At 49.9% G+C, this 16,393-nt stretch carries 18 protein-coding genes; 15 read left to right on the plus strand and 3 right to left on the minus strand.

The window, feature by feature from the left end:
* The first annotated feature begins 121 nt into the window (after nucleotides 1-121).
* From H9I35_RS02260 to tsaB, 8 genes are all read left to right on the plus strand, one after another.
* Entirely contained in the window at nucleotides 122-973 is an 852-nt protein-coding gene (locus H9I35_RS02260; RefSeq protein WP_016520204.1) for a flagellin N-terminal helical domain-containing protein, read from the plus strand.
* 105 nt (nucleotides 974-1,078) lie between these two features.
* The gene (locus H9I35_RS02265; protein WP_016520205.1) at nucleotides 1,079-1,465 is read left to right on the plus strand and encodes a flagellar protein FlaG; all 387 of its coding nucleotides are present in this window, start codon (nucleotides 1,079-1,081) and stop codon (nucleotides 1,463-1,465) included.
* A 26-nt stretch (nucleotides 1,466-1,491) separates the two neighbouring features.
* Nucleotides 1,492-3,543, plus strand: a complete 2,052-nt coding sequence (gene fliD, locus H9I35_RS02270) for a flagellar filament capping protein FliD (protein ID WP_187420032.1) — start codon at nucleotides 1,492-1,494, stop codon at nucleotides 3,541-3,543.
* A 21-nt stretch (nucleotides 3,544-3,564) separates the two neighbouring features.
* Nucleotides 3,565-4,164, plus strand: coding sequence for a hypothetical protein (locus tag H9I35_RS02275; protein ID WP_016520207.1), 600 nt, complete (start codon nucleotides 3,565-3,567; stop codon nucleotides 4,162-4,164).
* Entirely contained in the window at nucleotides 4,154-5,248 is a 1,095-nt protein-coding gene (locus H9I35_RS02280; RefSeq protein WP_187420033.1) for a PilZ domain-containing protein, read from the plus strand. The genes H9I35_RS02275 and H9I35_RS02280 overlap by 11 nt, the downstream gene beginning before the upstream one ends.
* 31 nt (nucleotides 5,249-5,279) lie before the next feature.
* A complete protein-coding gene (locus tag H9I35_RS02285; protein ID WP_187420034.1) occupies nucleotides 5,280-5,543 on the plus strand; it encodes a hypothetical protein in 264 nt (87 codons plus the stop codon).
* Nucleotides 5,540-5,977, plus strand: a complete 438-nt coding sequence (gene tsaE / locus H9I35_RS02290; RefSeq protein WP_187420035.1) for a tRNA (adenosine(37)-N6)-threonylcarbamoyltransferase complex ATPase subunit type 1 TsaE — start codon at nucleotides 5,540-5,542, stop codon at nucleotides 5,975-5,977. Before H9I35_RS02285 ends, tsaE begins: the two co-directional genes overlap by 4 nt.
* A gap of 28 nt (nucleotides 5,978-6,005) precedes the next feature.
* Nucleotides 6,006-6,686, plus strand: a complete 681-nt coding sequence (tsaB, locus tag H9I35_RS02295; RefSeq protein WP_187420036.1) for a tRNA (adenosine(37)-N6)-threonylcarbamoyltransferase complex dimerization subunit type 1 TsaB — start codon at nucleotides 6,006-6,008, stop codon at nucleotides 6,684-6,686.
* A gap of 79 nt (nucleotides 6,687-6,765) precedes the next feature.
* Here tsaB and H9I35_RS02300 read toward each other — a convergent pair whose 3' ends face one another.
* Entirely contained in the window at nucleotides 6,766-8,451 is a 1,686-nt protein-coding gene (locus tag H9I35_RS02300; protein WP_187420037.1) for a formate--tetrahydrofolate ligase, read from the minus strand.
* Between the two features lie 219 nt (nucleotides 8,452-8,670).
* On the opposite strand from H9I35_RS02300, the gene H9I35_RS02305 reads away from it, so the two are divergent.
* The 5 genes from H9I35_RS02305 to H9I35_RS02325 are packed head-to-tail and all read left to right on the plus strand — an operon-like array spanning nucleotide 8,671 to nucleotide 11,195.
* Entirely contained in the window at nucleotides 8,671-9,273 is a 603-nt protein-coding gene (locus H9I35_RS02305) for a TetR/AcrR family transcriptional regulator (RefSeq protein ID WP_187420038.1), read from the plus strand.
* A gap of 28 nt (nucleotides 9,274-9,301) precedes the next feature.
* Complete coding sequence (locus H9I35_RS02310; protein WP_187420039.1) at nucleotides 9,302-10,066, plus strand: EFR1 family ferrodoxin; 765 nt, start codon at nucleotides 9,302-9,304, stop codon at nucleotides 10,064-10,066.
* 12 nt (nucleotides 10,067-10,078) lie between these two features.
* On the plus strand, nucleotides 10,079-10,525 hold the full coding sequence (locus tag H9I35_RS02315; protein ID WP_187420040.1) for a DUF2141 domain-containing protein: 447 nt from the start codon (nucleotides 10,079-10,081) through the stop codon (nucleotides 10,523-10,525).
* A gap of 49 nt (nucleotides 10,526-10,574) precedes the next feature.
* Complete coding sequence (locus H9I35_RS02320; RefSeq protein WP_187420041.1) at nucleotides 10,575-10,745, plus strand: type II toxin-antitoxin system HicA family toxin; 171 nt, start codon at nucleotides 10,575-10,577, stop codon at nucleotides 10,743-10,745.
* Nucleotides 10,746-10,784: 39 nt separating this feature from the next.
* The gene (locus tag H9I35_RS02325) at nucleotides 10,785-11,195 is read left to right on the plus strand and encodes a type II toxin-antitoxin system HicB family antitoxin (RefSeq protein ID WP_187420042.1); all 411 of its coding nucleotides are present in this window, start codon (nucleotides 10,785-10,787) and stop codon (nucleotides 11,193-11,195) included.
* A 17-nt stretch (nucleotides 11,196-11,212) separates the two neighbouring features.
* Here H9I35_RS02325 and H9I35_RS02330 read toward each other — a convergent pair whose 3' ends face one another.
* A complete protein-coding gene (locus H9I35_RS02330) occupies nucleotides 11,213-11,968 on the minus strand; it encodes a pseudouridine synthase (protein ID WP_187420043.1) in 756 nt (251 codons plus the stop codon).
* A gap of 6 nt (nucleotides 11,969-11,974) precedes the next feature.
* A complete protein-coding gene (locus H9I35_RS02335) occupies nucleotides 11,975-13,339 on the minus strand; it encodes a citrate/2-methylcitrate synthase (RefSeq protein ID WP_187420044.1) in 1,365 nt (454 codons plus the stop codon).
* A 274-nt stretch (nucleotides 13,340-13,613) separates the two neighbouring features.
* Between H9I35_RS02335 and asnS the strand changes: the two genes are divergently transcribed.
* Together asnS and H9I35_RS02345 are read left to right on the plus strand one after the other, a co-directional pair.
* Nucleotides 13,614-15,065: an asparagine--tRNA ligase gene (asnS, locus tag H9I35_RS02340; RefSeq protein ID WP_187420045.1), complete on the plus strand. Its 1,452-nt coding sequence runs from the start codon at nucleotides 13,614-13,616 to the stop codon at nucleotides 15,063-15,065.
* Nucleotides 15,066-15,089: 24 nt separating this feature from the next.
* Nucleotides 15,090-16,388 carry a YhjD/YihY/BrkB family envelope integrity protein gene (locus tag H9I35_RS02345; RefSeq protein ID WP_187420046.1) on the plus strand — a complete coding sequence of 433 codons (1,299 nt, stop codon included), beginning with the start codon at nucleotides 15,090-15,092 and terminating at the stop codon, nucleotides 16,386-16,388.
* The last annotated feature ends 5 nt before the right edge of the window (nucleotides 16,389-16,393 follow it).

Raw genomic sequence — 16,393 nt, forward strand, 5'->3', positions numbered from 1 at the left:
TTTCCTGCCGTAACGGGTCTGAATCTGCTTTCCGGGGGCGCACTAACCGGAAAGACAGCCCTCACGGCAAGGACGCAGATCATGATGTTCTGCGGGTACGTAAACATGGAGGGCACAAATTATGATTATCAATCACAATATGAGTTCGCTCTATGCGGAACGTGTGCTCGGCATTTCGAATGCCAACATACAGGGAAACATCGAGAAACTCGCTTCCGGCGAAAGAATAAACAAAGCCGGAGATGATGCATCGGGTCTTGCAGTGTCCGAAAAGCTGCGGAGTCAAATCCGCGGTTTAAATCAGGCGGGGCGCAACATCGAAAACGGTGTGTCGTTTTTGCAGACGACGGAAGGCTATCTTCAGGAAACGACGGATATCCTTCAGCGCGTCCGCGAGCTCGCGATTCAAGCGGCGAACGGCATCTACAGCGATGAAGATCGTATGCAGATACAAGTTGAAGTTTCTCAGCTTGTGTCGGAAGTCGACCGCATCGCAAGTCAAGCGCAGTTCAACGGCATGAATATGCTCACGGGCAGTTTCGGCCGCTGGGACGGCGCAAAGACGATGCAGTTCCATGTCGGTGCAAACGTGGATCAAAACGTCCGCGTATACATCGGCACGATGACGGCAACGGCACTCGGCTTGAAAAACGCAGACGGCGACAACGAGCAGATTTCGATCGCAACGCCGGACTTGGCAAACGCCACGCTCGGCGCCGTAGACAGCGCGCTGCTTCGGGTAACGAAACAGAGGGCGGATCTCGGTGCGTATCAAAACCGCTTCGAGATGGCGTCGAAAGGCGTAAACGTCGCTGCGGAAAACATGCAGGCGGCAGAATCGCGTATCAGAGATACCGATATGGCTGCGGAAATCGTGGACTACACGAAAAACTCGATTCTCACACAATCGGGAACCGCGATGCTTGCACAGGCAAACAGCCAAACGCAAAACGTTTTGGCGCTGCTGCAGTAAAAAAATCGGATTATTGTCCGAGAGACAACCGGATGTCGTCTTTTTGACAATAAACGTAACGGAAAGGATGCGCCCCTTCCCGTTCTTTTTCAGGAGGATTGCCCTATGAATACAATTACAAACAGTATCGGGCAGGCTTTGGCAATGGATGGCCAAAACTACTTCAAAGTCGCTCCGCAGATACTCGGTTCCGGAACAACGACGGCGGGAGTCGCCCGATCGGTGCCGGGAGGAGCTGAAGTAGCGCAAAACATTGCACAAAATCTTGCCGAAATACGGGAAAACGCACAGCAGCTCCAGCGGCTGTCCGATATGGTGATGGGTCGCCGTTCCCTGCGCTTCAGCGTAAATGAAGAGCTTGGAGAAGTCGTCATCAGCGTATTGGATCCGAGCACCAACAAGGTGATCAAGGAGATACCGTCCGAAGATATACAGAAGATGAAAGTCAGCATGAAAAAAGCGATCGGTTTGCTTTTTGATGAAATGATTTAATCGCATCGATCGGACAAACGCGGATTATGCCAGGATTGAACATACCGGGTGTCACCGATAAATACAACACGAACGACACGGTAGAAAAACTTATGAAGGTTGAGCGTGTCCCGCTCGTAAGGGAGCAGGACACGCTGAAAACCTACCAAGCGCAGCAAAACGCGTGGCGGGACGTCAACAGAAAGCTGACGGAATTCCGCGACAGCGTTAAAACGCTGTATTCCTACGAAAATCCGTTCAACAACAAGCTCGCCTCCTCGTCCGACGAATACGCGATTACGGCGGACGCGAATCGGGGCGCGCAGTATCAATCATTTAAAGTCAACGTCATACAGCCGGCGACCGCCGACCGTTTTTTATCGTCCGAACTTCCCGATAACACAAAAGTCCCCCAAGGCACTTACACGTTTCGCGTCGCAGACAAATCCGTTTCGTTCAACTGGAAAGGCGGCTCTCTTACCGATTTTTCGAAAGCGCTCAACAAGAGGGGCGGCGATCTTATCAATTCGCTCGTTATAGGATCGGGAGCGGATACGAAAACGATCCTCATCGAATCGAAAAAAACGGGAGAAGCGAACCGTCTCACCTTTGAAGATGAAGCGAAAAACTTTGCGATCGAAACGGGGATGATAAGAGCGGTAAAATCGGATGCTGCGTCGTTCGGAAAAACGCAAGCGGAATTCCGCCCCGCTCCGCCGCAACGGGCCGCCCTCGAACAGGAAGGACTTCCGCGCCTCACGAATACGCAGATCACCGTTTCAAACGGAAAAGTCGCGATCCCTCCGAGAAGCGGATTTTCACTTGCAGTGCCGCAGGGAAATGAAGGAAAACGCATTTCGTTTACGCTCACAAAAGAAACCGCAGCGGATATAACGGAGTCACTCAACAAAAAAGCGCTTTCCCCCGAACTTCCGAATGCGGGCTATGCGTCGTTTAAGGACGTCGTCATCGACAACAATCCGTCTGATACCCTGCTTCCGAAAAGCCGAGAGACGAGGAGCGCGAATCTTTTACCCGTAACGTCGGCAAGCGTCGTCTACGCGGCCATGAGCGACGGAAGCGAAAGAGAAATCGCGACGCCGAATATATTGACGAGCGACAAAACCGAGATCGATATCGACACGAACGATTATCCGGGTATCGCTTCGATCGTCATCCGAAACCGGAACACGGGCACGGCTTTTACGATGTCGTCCGTTTCGCTCTACGATCCGAAATCCGCAGGCGGTTTTACGCCGAACAATGCCGCGTCGACCGCAGGCGATGCGATCATCACATACGAAGGCATCAGAATCAAGCGGCCCACGAACGATATCGACGACGTCGTACCCGACGTAACGCTGCACGTACACGAAAAAACCGAAAGGACGGCGACGATCAAAATCGATCCGGACGTCAAATCGGCAAAAGACGCGCTCATCACTTTCGTCGGAAAATACAACGAATCGATTGCGCAGATCAATATCCTTTCGCAAAATAAAAGCGAAATCGTGGACGAGCTCACCTATCTTTCGGACGAACAGCGCGAAAAAGAAAAAGAGCGGCTCGGCCTTTTTATGGGAGACTTTTCCCTTACGAATATGAAATCGAATTTTCAATCGATCCAAAGTTCCCGCTATCAGGCAAAAGAGGATGCGGTCATAACGATGCTCTCCCAGCTCGGCATTTCCACGAACGCGAGCGGAAGCACCGGAGGCTATACGGCCAGCCGCCTCCGCGGCTATCTCGAAATCGATGAAAAAAAACTCGACGCCGCCCTCGCCTCTCACCTCGAAGATATTAAAAATATGTTCGGCTATGACAGCGACGGAGACCTCATAGTCGATTCGGGTATCGCGTATCGATTGGATCGGGAACTCGGCGCATACGTTCAAACGGGCGGCATCATCGGCACGAAGATAGGCGCACTCGGTACGCGCATCAAATCGTCGGAAACGAAGATAGCGCAGCTTGAAACGCAGATGGACAAAAAAGAAAAGGAACTTCGAAGAAAGTTTGCGAGTATGGAAGGGTCGCTGAACAGTCTCGAAAGCCAGCAGACGACTATTTCTAATTTTATGCGGCGAAACAACGAATAAAAAATCGATCAAGGAAGTGTTATGGATTTATTTGTCAACGGTGCAAAAATCGACGTGACGCTTGAAGGCGAAAAAACGATCGGAGACGTACTGCGTTCGTTTGAAGCGACCTGTGAAGAAAACGATGCGGCGGTTATCGCCATCCGCGCAGACGGGCAAAAAGTAGACGCTTCTTCATTCGACGAATACGCAAAGCTTCCGCTTGCACCTTCGACGAAAATCGAATTCGAAGTCGTGACGAAACAGTCGATAGCCGATTCTTTTAAAGAGCTTTCCGTTCTCTTTTCATCGCTTGCCGAACGCATGGAACGGGTTCCCGTCGATCTGCAAAGCGGCAAAGGAAAAGAAGCGACCGCCGCCATTGCGGAGCTTGCCGACGACATCGAAGTTTTCTGCCGCACGGCCTCTCTCGCATCTCTTTTTCCCGACACGTACAGCGCTATCGTCGTGGACGGAAAACAAGTGTCCGATTTTTTTGCCGATCTTACGCCCGTGCTTTCGGAATTCGAAAACGCACTCAAAGCGAACGATACGGTACTTGTCGGTGATTTGGCCGAATACGAAATATGTCCGCGCTTAAAGCTCGCCTCAAAGGCGCTCGAGGTTTTCCATGCGCTTTAACGCACCGAGCGGTATCACGCCGCTCCAAGCACGCCTTGCGACAAAGTATTACGCGTACCTGCTCATCCCTGCCTTTATCATTCTCGTATTTTTCGTCATCTATCTGTTATATCAAATTCGTAAGCGCATCCGCACGTCTCCCGAATGGCTTGAAGCGCAAAAAAAACGGCCGACGACATACGGCGACATCGAAAAAACGGCGAAGCGTCTTTCGCTTTCGAAAGCAGAAGCCGCTCTTTTATGGGAAATTTGCCGGGAAAATAAAGCGCCGAATATAAGCCATCTTATCTACAATGCGGCCGAAGTCGATAAACTCTTTTGCGCCCGCTACGCTGCAATGCGGCAAAACGGCACCGCCGAAAAAAAAATCACTTCTCTTTTCAGGCTTCGCCGTAAAATCGAAATACAGGACGCGGCGGATACGTGGATCACATCGACGGCAGGCATACCCGAACAAACGAAGCTTTTTTTCCTATCGCCGCAGGGCGCGCAGATCCGATGCACGCTGAAAAAAAATACTGCGGAAAATATGACGGTTTCAATTCCGAGATCGCTGTACAACGCCGAAAGCAAACCCTCCCCGCTTTCAAAAGCCGATTTCGTATTTGCGACGAAAAGCGGTATGACATACCGTTTTCAAACGCGCGTCATCCGCTATTCGATCGGTTTCGACGACGGCACGGAAATGATACTCTCGCACACAAACGATCTGAATCAGCAGACAAAGCGAAAATCGAAGCGCAGCGATATCAACGTTCCCTGTGTCTTTTCCGCAGCGAACGAAACGCATAAAAAGACGAAAGCGCACGACGGCGTCCTCGCAAACGTTTCAGGAGACGGATGCGCCGTCATAACAAATCTCCCGATAAAAGAAAATCAGCGCATTCGCGTTTCGATCATGCTTTCCGAAAAAACGTATGAAGCCGAAGGTCTCATCGTTTCAGTCCGTAAAAACGCATCAAACAATACGTTTTCACTCGGCATCCTTTTTACGGACATATCGGACGAAGCGCGGAACCGCATATTCGCATACGTGTATCGATACGGCGCCGCACAGAACGGCGAACGGAACGCGCAGACTTGATTATTAAGCTTTATTGCGGTATCGTACAGAAATGAGAGTTGTGGAGATTCGGAACATCTGCCGCGAAGAAGGCAGTATTTATTATCTTCGGAAGTTCAAAGGAGAAGCCGTCATAGAGCTTCCCGGAGGCGATTTTGAAACTCCGGTCGAATTCAGTATAGAAACCGATCCTCTGGGCGTAAAAAAAATCGACGTAATTATTTCCGAAACGATCAATTATCCCGTCGTTCCGATAAAAAACGCATTGAAGACGTATATTACCGCAGCGGATTCCAAAGGAAAGCTTCCCTTATGACGCTTTCGTTTACGACGAAGAGCGCCGAAGAAAGCGAAGCGCTCGGACAAAAGATCGGGCGCTTTCTTCGAAAAGGCGACATACTCGCCATGCGCGGCCCCCTTGCCGCAGGAAAGACGACGCTTACCAAAGGCATCGCCCGTTCTCTCGGCATACGCGATGAAATCACGAGTCCCACTTTTTGCCTCATCAGCGAATACGCAGGAAAGATGCCGCTCTACCACATGGACGTCTACCGTCTCGACGGTGCCGAAGATTTTATCAATCTCGGAACTGACGATATGCTTTACGGAGAAGGCGTGTGCGTCATCGAATGGAGCGAAAAGATCATGAGCGAACTGCCCGATACGGCGATCGTCCTCGATATAAGCGTAAACGGCGACGGCTCGCGCACCGTCCTCATCTCCAACTGGCCGCACGAAGCGATACGGTAGACGTACGCATCTTTTTCGGGAGGATTATATGAAAGCGCTTGCAATAGATTCCGCCGGAACGCGCCTTACGGTCGCGGCAAAAAACGACGATGCCGTCGTCTCTTCGCTTTACGATATAGGCATAAAGCAATCGGAAACGCTGCTTCCCGCAATCGACGCTGTCGTATCGAAAGCGGGCTTACGCATCGACGAACTCGACTATACGGCGCTCTGCCGAGGACCGGGATCTTTTACGGGACTTAGGCTCGCCTTTGCCGCACTCAAAGCAATCGAACAGGCATCAAATGCGCCGATATACGGCATCCCGACACTCGAAGTCTACGCTTATCCCTACCGCGCCCTTCCCTTTCCCGTCGTTTCCGTAATCGATGCGAAAAAAAACAAATTTTATGCAGCCGTATACGAAGCGGGATCGGAAACGCTTAGCGCAGGAGACTATGAAATCGAAACGGTGCTGGGCTTTTTAAAAGATACCGAAGAAGCGCTCTGTACGGGCCCCGACGCAAAACGCTTTGCCGAAGCCGCCCGACAAAACGGTATCGGCACAAAGCTGTATGCGCTCGATTTTTCAACTCTTACGACCGACTCTCTGTTTGCGCTCGCCGAAGCGAAAATCGAAAAAGGAGAAAAACCTCTTGCCGATTTCGACGGCCCCGTATACATCCGCGCAAGCGAAGCGGAAGTCAAACGAAAAGCGGCGGAATTATAATCGATTTTTATCATCGCTGCCGCCCCCGATACAAGTCCGACGAAAGCAGCCGCCATACGGCGAGCGGCGTCCGTAGATTTTAAAACAATCCCGAAATGACTCCGTCGTCGTTCACGTCGATATTGAGCGCGGCGGGTTTTTTCGGCAGCCCCGGCATCACCGTGATGTCGCCCGAAAGAGCGACGACAAAGCCCGCGCCCGCGTAAAGCTGCGCGTCGCGGATCGGAAAGGTATAGCCGCTCGGAGAAGCGAGCAGTTTCGGATCGTGGCTCAGCGAATTCTGCGTCTTTGCGATACATACGGGAAGCGCTCCGTAGCCCGCCTTTTCGAAAGCCGAAAGCTTTTTCAAAGCGACACTTTCAAACGATACAGAACCTGCGCGGTAGATTTCCCGTGCAATGCGCTCCATCTTTTTTGAAAGGGGCATGTCGGAATCGTAGAGCGGACGGAAATCCGTTTTTCCCGCATCGCAGAGCGCGCTCGTTTTTTCGGCAAGCAAAAGCGCTCCCTCCCCTCCCTTTTCCCAGCTTTCGCAGACGGCGCTTTCCGTACCCGTTTCGGCAATGAGTTCGGCGAGGACTTCGAGTTCTTCGCTCGTATCCGATGCGAACTTATTGATCGCGACGATCGCACTCACGCCGAATTTGCCGATATTTTCGATATGCGTTTTGAGGTTTGAAAATCCCGCCGAAAGCGCTTTGAGGTCGGGACGGGCAAGATCGGATTTTTCCGCACCGCCGTGCATTTTAAGAGCCCTCACCGTTGCGACGATGACGGCGCAGGACGGAGCGATGCCCGCCGCACGGCACTTGATATCCATAAATTTTTCCGCACCCAAATCGGCTGCGAATCCGGCTTCGGTTACGACATAGTTTCCCGAAGCGAGAGCGGCGAGCGTCGCGTTGATGCTGTTGCAGCCGTGCGCGATATTCGCAAAGGGACCGCCGTGCACAAAAGCGGGAGTTTTTTCGAGGGTTTGCACGAGGTTCGGACTCAGAGCATCTTTAAGCAATGCGGCGACCGCACCGGTGCATCCGAGTTCTCCGAATGTAACGATTTCCCTGTCGTAATTTTCTCCGATAACGATATTCGAAATGCGCTCTTTCAACTCCGAAATCGTGCGCGAAAGGCAGACGATCGCCATGATTTCGCTCGCGACGGAAATGCAAAAGCGGTCTTCTCGCGGCACTCCGTTCACTCTGCCGCCGAGTCCGACGACGATGTTGCGCAGTTCGCGGTCGTTGAGATCAACGCACCGCTTCCACGAAATCGTGCGGGGATCTATCCTCAGTTCGTTGCCGTGATGAATGTGATTGTCTATAAGAGCCGCGATCAAATTATTTGCTGAAGAAATCGCATGGATGTCGCCCGTAAAGTGTAAATTGATTTCTTCCATCGGAACGATCTGTGCGTATCCGCCTCCGCAGGCTCCGCCCTTTATACCGAAACAGGGCCCCAAAGACGGTTCGCGGAGCGCGAGTACCGTTTTTTTTCCGATACGGTTGAGCGCATCGGCAAGCCCTATAGAAACGGTCGATTTCCCTTCCCCCGCGCTCGTCGGCGTTACGGCGGTAACAAGGATGAGACGAGCGCGCGCGGTTTCGTCCGCAACTCGTTTTTGCAAAGTGCGAAGGGTTTCTGAAGTAAGCTTTGCTTTATACTTTCCGAAGGGTTCGATTCCGTCCGCATCAATCCCGATCCGCTGAGCGATGTCCGCGATCGGAAGCATTCGATTTTTTTGTGCTATTTCGATATCCGACAACATAGCGTAATTATACGCGCGAACGCCGGCCTTTGTAAATCGTTTGGAACGCTTTAATCAAGGCAATCGATCCGATTTGCGCATAAGTTTTTCCTACAGATGATTTTAAGCCGCGCAGCTTTAATCTGCAGCTTTTAAAATCGCCGTTTTAAACTTGACAATGTAAAGATTTCACGCTAATATCCAGACACTGTAAAGATTGCAAAGAAAAAGGAGCCGCTTATGAGTAAATTGAAGTTACCCTACCACCGCGAGGGGTTAAAAAATCTCTTAATCGAAAAAGGCATCGAAATCGTCAATACCGACGGCGTACAATCTTTTTCGCTGAGAAAAGCGGCGGCAGCCTGCAAAGTCAGCCATGCGGCTCCGTACAGCCATTTTCACAACAAAGAGGAATTGCTGAACGCGATGCAGCTGCACATCACCGAACGTTTTTCGAAAACGCTCGAAACGGCTGTCACCGAAAATAAAAAGCCCGCCGCATTGTTAAAAAAATTGGGTATAGCCTATGTTTCTTTTTTTATTGACAATCCCGCCTATTTTCAATTTTTGTATTCCTCGTCCGATATAAAGGTCGATTTAACTTTATCTATACCGGATGAGAAAAACTATAAACCCTTTATTTTGTATAAAAACAGCATCGTGTCACTGCTTAGGCAAACCAAAGTTCCGAAAAAAAAGCAAAACGATATTTTAATAACGATATGGGCTTTTATTCACGGACTTACGGCATTGGCCGCAATGAAAAATGTTCACTACGACAAAAATTGGAAAGAAAAAATCACCGATTTTATGGATTTGCTCGAGCCGTCATTTTTAAAGTAAGGGCGCATGGATTATTGCGGGAGACGATATGAACGGAATTTATTTCAGCGGAACGGGAAACACAAAATACTGTACGGAAGCGTTGGCACAAGCGACCGGCGGCAAAGCTTGCAGCATGGAATCGTGCGAAGCGCTTGAAGTTTTACGCGCGTCGGATGAAATCGCGCTCGGCTACCCGATTTATTTCAGCGACATCCCGCGTATCGTAAAAGCGTTCATTAGGGAACACGCCTCTATGTTCCGCGGAAAACGCGTTTTTATTATCGCGACGATGGGCCTTTTCAGCGGAGACGGCGCGGGACTTGCGGCCAGGCTGCTTCGAAAATGCGGAGCTGCCGTTACGGGAGGCTTACACCTTCGTATGCCGGACTGTATCGCCGATGTAAAGCTCTTGAAAAAAACGCCGGAAGAAAACCGGGCGCTCATAGCGGCGGCACAAAAAAAGATTGCACAGGCAGCGGATGCCATAAAACGCGGAATCTATCCGAAAGACGGCTTATCGTTCTTTCACAGAATCGCAGGCTTATTCGGACAGCGCCTGTGGTTTAAAATGCATGCAAAAAAATTGTGCGAACGGCTTAAAATCCGAACGGAACGCTGCATCGGCTGCGGCATATGCGTGGCACATTGCCCTTCAAAATCATTATATATCGAAAACAATAAAGCCGTATTCCATCCCGGAAACTGCACGATATGCTACCGCTGCATAAACAATTGCCCCGCAAAGGCGATTACGCTTATCGGTACGGACGTATTCGAGCAGTACCGCTTTGAAAATTATGCAGCGCAATAATTAGGAGACAATATGAAAAAAACACGTACCTTATTTTTCCGCATGATATTTTTTGCTACGCTCTATTCCCTGTATTCTCAAGCGGCGGACGATAAAACGCTCTGTGACGTGGAAATCGTCGTTACCGGTATAAAAGAGAATTCGGGAACGATTGTTATAAGCATCCATGATTCCTCTGAAAGTTTTCGTAAACACATTCCGTATCGAAACGTCGAACAGGCGGCGACGGGAGAAAAAGCGGTATACCGTATACGGCTTAAAGCCGGCGATTATGCTTTTTGTGTTTACCACGATGTCAACGGCGACGGAAAATTAAACGCGAATACGATCGGCATACCCAAAGAGCCGTTCGGCTTCAGCAACTACGACGGCAAGGGGCCGCCCGGCAACTTCAAAAAACACAAGGTCTTTATAGACGGCGCAGCGACGGTAAACATTCCTTTGGTAAAAATGAATTAGCGCTTCAAAGAATTTGACACAATGCGCATAAAGTATGTATACTTTTGTTGTGAAGCGGAAAGACTTGATAAAAAAACTGGAAACTAAAGGTTTTATTTTCTATCGGCACGGCGGCAAGCACGACATCTATAAGCGCGGAAGCGACGAAGAACAGATACCGCGGCATACGGAGATAAACGAACTTTTGGCAAAAAAGATTATCAAAAAATGGGAACTTTAATTCCGCTTTTTGAGTAGAATACTTTTCATAGGGGACATTATGACTGTTGTATATCCGGCGATTTTTACACAAACGGGTGATAAAAAAGACACATATCTAGTGAGCATTCCCGACTTGAATGGAGCAACGGAAGGCTACGGTCTTGCCGATGCCATCGGCATGGCCAAAGATTACATAGGTAACGCATTGTACAACAAAGCGGAGCTGCCTGCCGCCCGAACAATTAAAGATATCGATGTGCAAAACAGTGAATTTGCACAAGCGGGGACTTCTTTTGTGTCGCTTATAGATGTCGATTTGGAAGCTTTTCGCAGGATGGAAAAAAGCCGCAACGTCCGTCGTAATATCACCCTCCCCGAATGGCTCGACGATATGGCAACGGCAGCAAAAATAAACGTTTCGGCAGTCGCACAATCCGCTCTCAAAGAAAAATTAGGCGTATCGCGCTGAAGCGCTCACAAAAATTTTCAGATGCGGACAAGCAGTTCGATTTCGTCTTCTGAAAGTTCGCGGTATTCGCCCCGCTCAAGGCTTTCGTCGAGCACAAGCGCACCGATCGCGATGCGCTTCAAATACACGACTTCATTTCCGAGCGCGGAAAATATGCGCTTTACTTCGTGAAACTTTCCTTCGTAGATCGTAAGCGTGCATTCGTCTTTTTCATCGCCGCTTCCGAGCCATACGAGTTCGGCGCTTTTGCAGTCGGCTTCTTTTTCTCTTCCTTCCGCCGCTATGTGTACGCCTTTCGCGCACTCGGAAACGTAGGCCGATCCTTCCGCGTTTTGCACTTTTTTTGCCAGGCGCACAAAATAAGTTTTTCCGCATTCGCTTTTCGGAGAAGTGATGCGGTGCGTGAGTTCTCCGTCGGTTGTAAAGATGAGCAGGCCTTCGGTGTCGCAGTCGAGCCTTCCGATCGTGTGCAGATTGTCTTCGAAAAAAGGCGTACTGTACGCTTCGTCGAGCAAATCGAAAACCGTTCGATGAAGTCCGTCGCGCTTTGCGCACACATAGCCCGAAGGCTTGTGCATCATGAGGTAGACCTCTTTTCGGATTTCGATTTTTTTACCGTCCGCGGCGACGATATCGTTTTCTTCATCGACACGCATCGATGAGTCGAATACGCTTTTGCCGTTTACCGTTACGGCACCCGTGCGGAGAAGTTTTTTTACGGAAGAGCGGGATCCCAAGCCTCCGTGCGACAGCAATTTGTCGAGACGGATCATGAGCGCTTACTTTACGCGCTTTTCGATAGGAACGTAGTCGCGCACGTCGCACACGTTTTTGTATGCCGGCCGGTAAATTCTGCCACCTGCGACGATCTCTTCGATGCGGTGCGCACTCCAGCCGGCGATGCGCGAAATTGCAAAGATGGGCGTGTAGAGTTCGCGCGGAATATTGAGCATGGAATACACAAAGCCTGAATAAAAATCGACATTCGGACAGATTTTTTTGTCGGCGCCGTGCACTTCGGCGAGAACTTCCGGTGAAATATCCGCAATGAGATTGTAGAGTCGGAATTCCGCTTCGCATTTTTTTTCTTTTGCAAGCTTTGCCGCCCGCTCGCGAAGGAGTAGGGCTCTCGGATCGTCGATCGTGTACACCGCGTGTCCCATACCGTAAATCAAACCCGTACGGTCGAACGCTTCTCTCTTTGCAATTTTTATTAAATAATCACGAATCTGCTTTTCGCTCGTCCAATCCTTTACATGGGATTTGATATCGTCCATCATTTCCATAACCCGGATATTCGCTCCTCCGTGTCGATGTCCTTTGAGCGAACCGATAGCCGCGGCGATCGCCGAATAGGTATCGGTGTCTGCAGATGAAACGACGTGCACGGTCAAACTCGAATTGTTTCCGCCGCCGTGTTCGGCGTGCAAAATGAGGGCGAGGTCGAGGATTTCCGCTTCAAGGCGGGAATAGGTTTTATCCGGACGAATGAGGCGCAAAAAATTTTCCGCAGTCGAAAGCTCGGGCAGCGGATTGTGGATATACATGCTCTTGTCGTCGTAAAAGCGCCGTTTCGCCTGATACGCGTAGGCGGCAAGCGTCGAAAAGCGCGAAATAAGTTCGATACATTGTTTGAGTACGTTTGCAATATCCCGACCCTCAGGATCGGTATCGTACGAATAACTTGCAAGCACGCCGCGCGCCATTTTGTTCATAATATCGCTCGACGGCGCTTTCATGATCATATCTTCCGTAAAGTTCGGCGGAAGCGTACGGCGGAGTCCCAAAAACTGCGTAAATTCATCGAGCTGCTTTTGCGTCGGAAGCTCTCCGAAAAGAAGGAGATAGACGCACTCTTCGTAGCCGAACTGCTTTGTACGTTCGGCGTCTTTTACAAGGGAAGCGACATCGTAACCTCGGTAAAAAAGCTTTCCGGGAATCGGCACCTTTTCGCCGTTTACCATATCGTAACCGACGACATCGCCGATGCGCGTAAGCCCGACGAGCACGCCCGTCCCGTTTGCATAACGCAGCCCGCGCTTTACGTCGTACTTCGTGTATAAAGCGGGAGGAATCGGATCGTTGCGTTGGGCAAGTACCGAAAGTTTTTTTAAAAATGCGTTTTGAATTTGTTCTTTCGCCATACATAACCCGCTATAAAAATACGCGCGCATTTACTCCGTCAAACCCTTACGGAAAACTCCCTGACGCGAAAAAGGAAGAGCGGATGCGCGGTAAAAAGCGTTTTCATTATACAGATTTTTTGCCGCCGCGGCAACAGCGGAATTTTTCAATATCATCAATTCCGAAAATTTTCAAAAGCCGCTCGGTTTTCCGACAGCCATCGAGTTTAAAAATCAAGTTTTTAGGCAAGCGTACGCATTGCTCAAACAATATAAAATCGCTACAATCGTACGCATGAAACCGACGCTCATAAAAGATCTGCTTGCATCAAAGCCCGACGGAAAAACCGTCACCGTGTGCGGCTGGGTGAGAACCGTGCGCGATTCGAAAAATCTCGTATTCATTCAAGTAAACGACGGCAGCTCGTTCGCATCGATCCAGCTGACTTTCGATCGTACCTCTCCTTCTTCCGCAGCCGATGTGAAATTAATAGAAGAAAACCTTGCAAAAGCGAATACCGGCGCTTCGGTACGTGCCGAAGGGCTCCTCGTTCCCTCCCCCGCGTCGGGACAGGCGGTCGAAGTGACGCTCGAAAAGCTCACCGTCTTAGGCGAGTGTCCGAGCGAATCCTACCCGCTTCAAAAAAATAAAATGTCCATGGAATATCTCCGCGAAAACGCTCACCTCAGAGCGCGGACAAATACTTTCGGTGCCGTATTCCGTATGCGCAATCAGATGGCCTTCGCCGTTCACTCCTTTTTTCAGGAAAACGGCTTTCAATATATCAACGCGCCGATCATCACGTGCAGCGACGCCGAAGGCGCGGGCGAAATGTTTCAAGTGACGACGCTGTCGCTTGAAAAAATAGCGGAGCTGGGCGTTAAAGCCGGAAACGCGGGCAAAAAGATTGAAAGCGCTTCATCTCTTGTCGACTATTCGAAAGACTTTTTCGGCAAAAAAGCGAGTCTCACGGTAAGCGGTCAGCTCGAAGCGGAAACGCTTGCGACCGCCCTTTCGCGCGTGTACACGTTCGGGCCGACGTTTCGCGCCGAAAATTCGAACACGCCCCGGCACTTGTCCGAGTTTTGGATGATAGAACCCGAAATGGCCTTTTTCGATTTGGACGACGATATGGATTTGGCCGAAAGCTTTATCCAATACCTTTTGCGCTGGGCGCTTGCGAAGTGCCGAAGCGATTTGGAATTCTTCGACAAACGTATTCAAAACGGCCTCATCGCAATGCTCGAACACGTCGCCGAAACGCCGTTTAAGCGGGTTTCATATACCGAAGCGATCGAAGCGCTCGAAAAACACGCCGATAAATTCGAATACAAGCCGTTTTGGGGCTGTGATATTCAAACCGAACACGAGCGCTACCTCACCGAGCAAATCTACAAATGCCCCGTCATGGTCTACAATTATCCGAAAGCAATCAAAGCTTTTTATATGAAGCAAAACGACGACGGCAAAACGGTAAAAGCCCTCGACGTCCTCGTCCCGGGCATCGGCGAAATAATCGGCGGAAGCGAGCGCGAAGAAAACTACGACAAACTGCTGGCCGCATGCAATGAGCGCAATATGGATATGTCGAATTATACGTGGTATCTCGACTTGCGCAGGTTCGGCACGGTACCGCATTCCGGATTCGGTCTCGGATTCGAGCGCCTCCTCCGCTATGTTACCGGTATGTCGAATCTCCGCGACGTTATCCCCTACCCGCGCGCGCCGAAACTGGCGGATTTTTAAAAAGCGCGTTATAATAAGCCGTTAATGAAAAGGCGGCTCAAAAAGCGCTCCGCAAAAAATACGGTCGGCGCGCTCATCTATTTGACGGCATCGTTTTACGCGCGGAACAATCTCTACACGTGCGCGGCGGCGTGTACGTTCGGTTTTCTCTTTTCATTTATACCGATCGTAATGACGGTACTCACAATCCTCGTGCGCATCATCCACGCGTCGCCGGAAATCATCGCTTCGGTTTTGTCGCGCATTTCCGAATACAAAACGATGTTCGATGCCGAATCCTTTATACGAGCGCTTTCGAAAATGAAAACGTTCGGCTGGATCGAATTCGTACTCGCGCTCTTTATCGTACTCATGGCAAGAAAATCTTTCGCCGCGGTCATGCAGGGTATGCAGCGCATCTTTCACAAAAAAATAAAATCCCGCGCGCTTTTCAATCATGCGCTCATCGTCATCGGCGAGCTCGCCCTCATCTTCATCGCTACGGTAATCATACTCGCGGTTTTTACACTGAGAAATTTTTTTATGCTTTCACCGCTGTCATCGCTGCCCGCAGATCTTCCGGCAAAGCTCGGCATTTTACCCGGTACTTTTATCACATCATCCGAGTTCGCTCTCATATTTATCATCGTACTGCTCGCATACCGTTATGCGTCGGAAACGAAGCCGAACGTAAAACTCTGCGCAGCTTGTTCCGCACTGTGTACGCTTTCGTTTTTTGCGGCGGCAAAATTGACGAACGAATTCCTCAATATCACAAATTATAATATCATCTACGGCGTGCTCGGCGGACTTATGGTTTTTCTGCTTCAAACGTATATTTTTTTTACGCTGTTTTTTATCTTCGCACAAGTAATCTATATCGTACAGTTTTTCGATCCTCTGGTTTTGAGCGAATTGTATCTCCTGCCCGGCCGCGACGATACGAAACTCAATTCGATCATAAAGCGCATACTATTCATAAGACCCTCATCCGTCATGAACGAAGGCAACGTCGAAAATTATAAAGCGGGCGCGATCATCTACTCGAAAAACGAGCGCTCCGACGATTCCTACTATGTCGTCAGCGGAGCGGTACGCATCAACAGAAACGGAAATCTTTCATACTGCGATACGGGTTCTTTTTTCGGAGAAGAGACATGCATACTCGATCAAGTGCGCACATCCGAAGCGAAAGCGGAAACCGACTGCAAATTGATGAAGATTTCGGCCGAAGAGTTTCGAAGTCTCCTCGAAATAAATCACAAAACGGCCGAAAAAGCGCTGTCGCATATCTCCGAATATGTTTCGCACGTTTATGGACGAACGGAAACTTTCCTGTTATAATAATA

The organism is Treponema sp. Marseille-Q4132, assembly GCF_014334835.1.
GTDB lineage: Bacteria > Spirochaetota > Spirochaetia > Treponematales > Treponemataceae > Treponema_D > Treponema_D paredis.

What these genes read in the sequence shown, in the direction of transcription:
- H9I35_RS02260 (WP_016520204.1), top strand. Translation starts at nt 122, where the DNA reads ATGATTATCAATCACAATATGAGTTCGCTCTATGCGGAACGTGTGCTC.
- H9I35_RS02265 (WP_016520205.1), top strand. Translation starts at nt 1,079, where the DNA reads ATGAATACAATTACAAACAGTATCGGGCAGGCTTTGGCAATGGATGGC.
- fliD (WP_187420032.1), top strand. Translation starts at nt 1,492, where the DNA reads ATGCCAGGATTGAACATACCGGGTGTCACCGATAAATACAACACGAAC.
- H9I35_RS02275 (WP_016520207.1), top strand. Translation starts at nt 3,565, where the DNA reads ATGGATTTATTTGTCAACGGTGCAAAAATCGACGTGACGCTTGAAGGC.
- H9I35_RS02280 (WP_187420033.1), top strand. Translation starts at nt 4,154, where the DNA reads ATGCGCTTTAACGCACCGAGCGGTATCACGCCGCTCCAAGCACGCCTT.
- H9I35_RS02285 (WP_187420034.1), top strand. Translation starts at nt 5,280, where the DNA reads ATGAGAGTTGTGGAGATTCGGAACATCTGCCGCGAAGAAGGCAGTATT.
- tsaE (WP_187420035.1), top strand. Translation starts at nt 5,540, where the DNA reads ATGACGCTTTCGTTTACGACGAAGAGCGCCGAAGAAAGCGAAGCGCTC.
- tsaB (WP_187420036.1), top strand. Translation starts at nt 6,006, where the DNA reads ATGAAAGCGCTTGCAATAGATTCCGCCGGAACGCGCCTTACGGTCGCG.
- H9I35_RS02300 (WP_187420037.1), bottom strand. Translation starts at nt 8,451, where the DNA reads ATGTTGTCGGATATCGAAATAGCACAAAAAAATCGAATGCTTCCGATC.
- H9I35_RS02305 (WP_187420038.1), top strand. Translation starts at nt 8,671, where the DNA reads ATGAGTAAATTGAAGTTACCCTACCACCGCGAGGGGTTAAAAAATCTC.
- H9I35_RS02310 (WP_187420039.1), top strand. Translation starts at nt 9,302, where the DNA reads ATGAACGGAATTTATTTCAGCGGAACGGGAAACACAAAATACTGTACG.
- H9I35_RS02315 (WP_187420040.1), top strand. Translation starts at nt 10,079, where the DNA reads ATGAAAAAAACACGTACCTTATTTTTCCGCATGATATTTTTTGCTACG.
- H9I35_RS02325 (WP_187420042.1), top strand. Translation starts at nt 10,785, where the DNA reads ATGACTGTTGTATATCCGGCGATTTTTACACAAACGGGTGATAAAAAA.
- H9I35_RS02330 (WP_187420043.1), bottom strand. Translation starts at nt 11,968, where the DNA reads ATGATCCGTCTCGACAAATTGCTGTCGCACGGAGGCTTGGGATCCCGC.
- H9I35_RS02335 (WP_187420044.1), bottom strand. Translation starts at nt 13,339, where the DNA reads ATGGCGAAAGAACAAATTCAAAACGCATTTTTAAAAAAACTTTCGGTA.
- asnS (WP_187420045.1), top strand. Translation starts at nt 13,614, where the DNA reads ATGAAACCGACGCTCATAAAAGATCTGCTTGCATCAAAGCCCGACGGA.
- H9I35_RS02345 (WP_187420046.1), top strand. Translation starts at nt 15,090, where the DNA reads ATGAAAAGGCGGCTCAAAAAGCGCTCCGCAAAAAATACGGTCGGCGCG.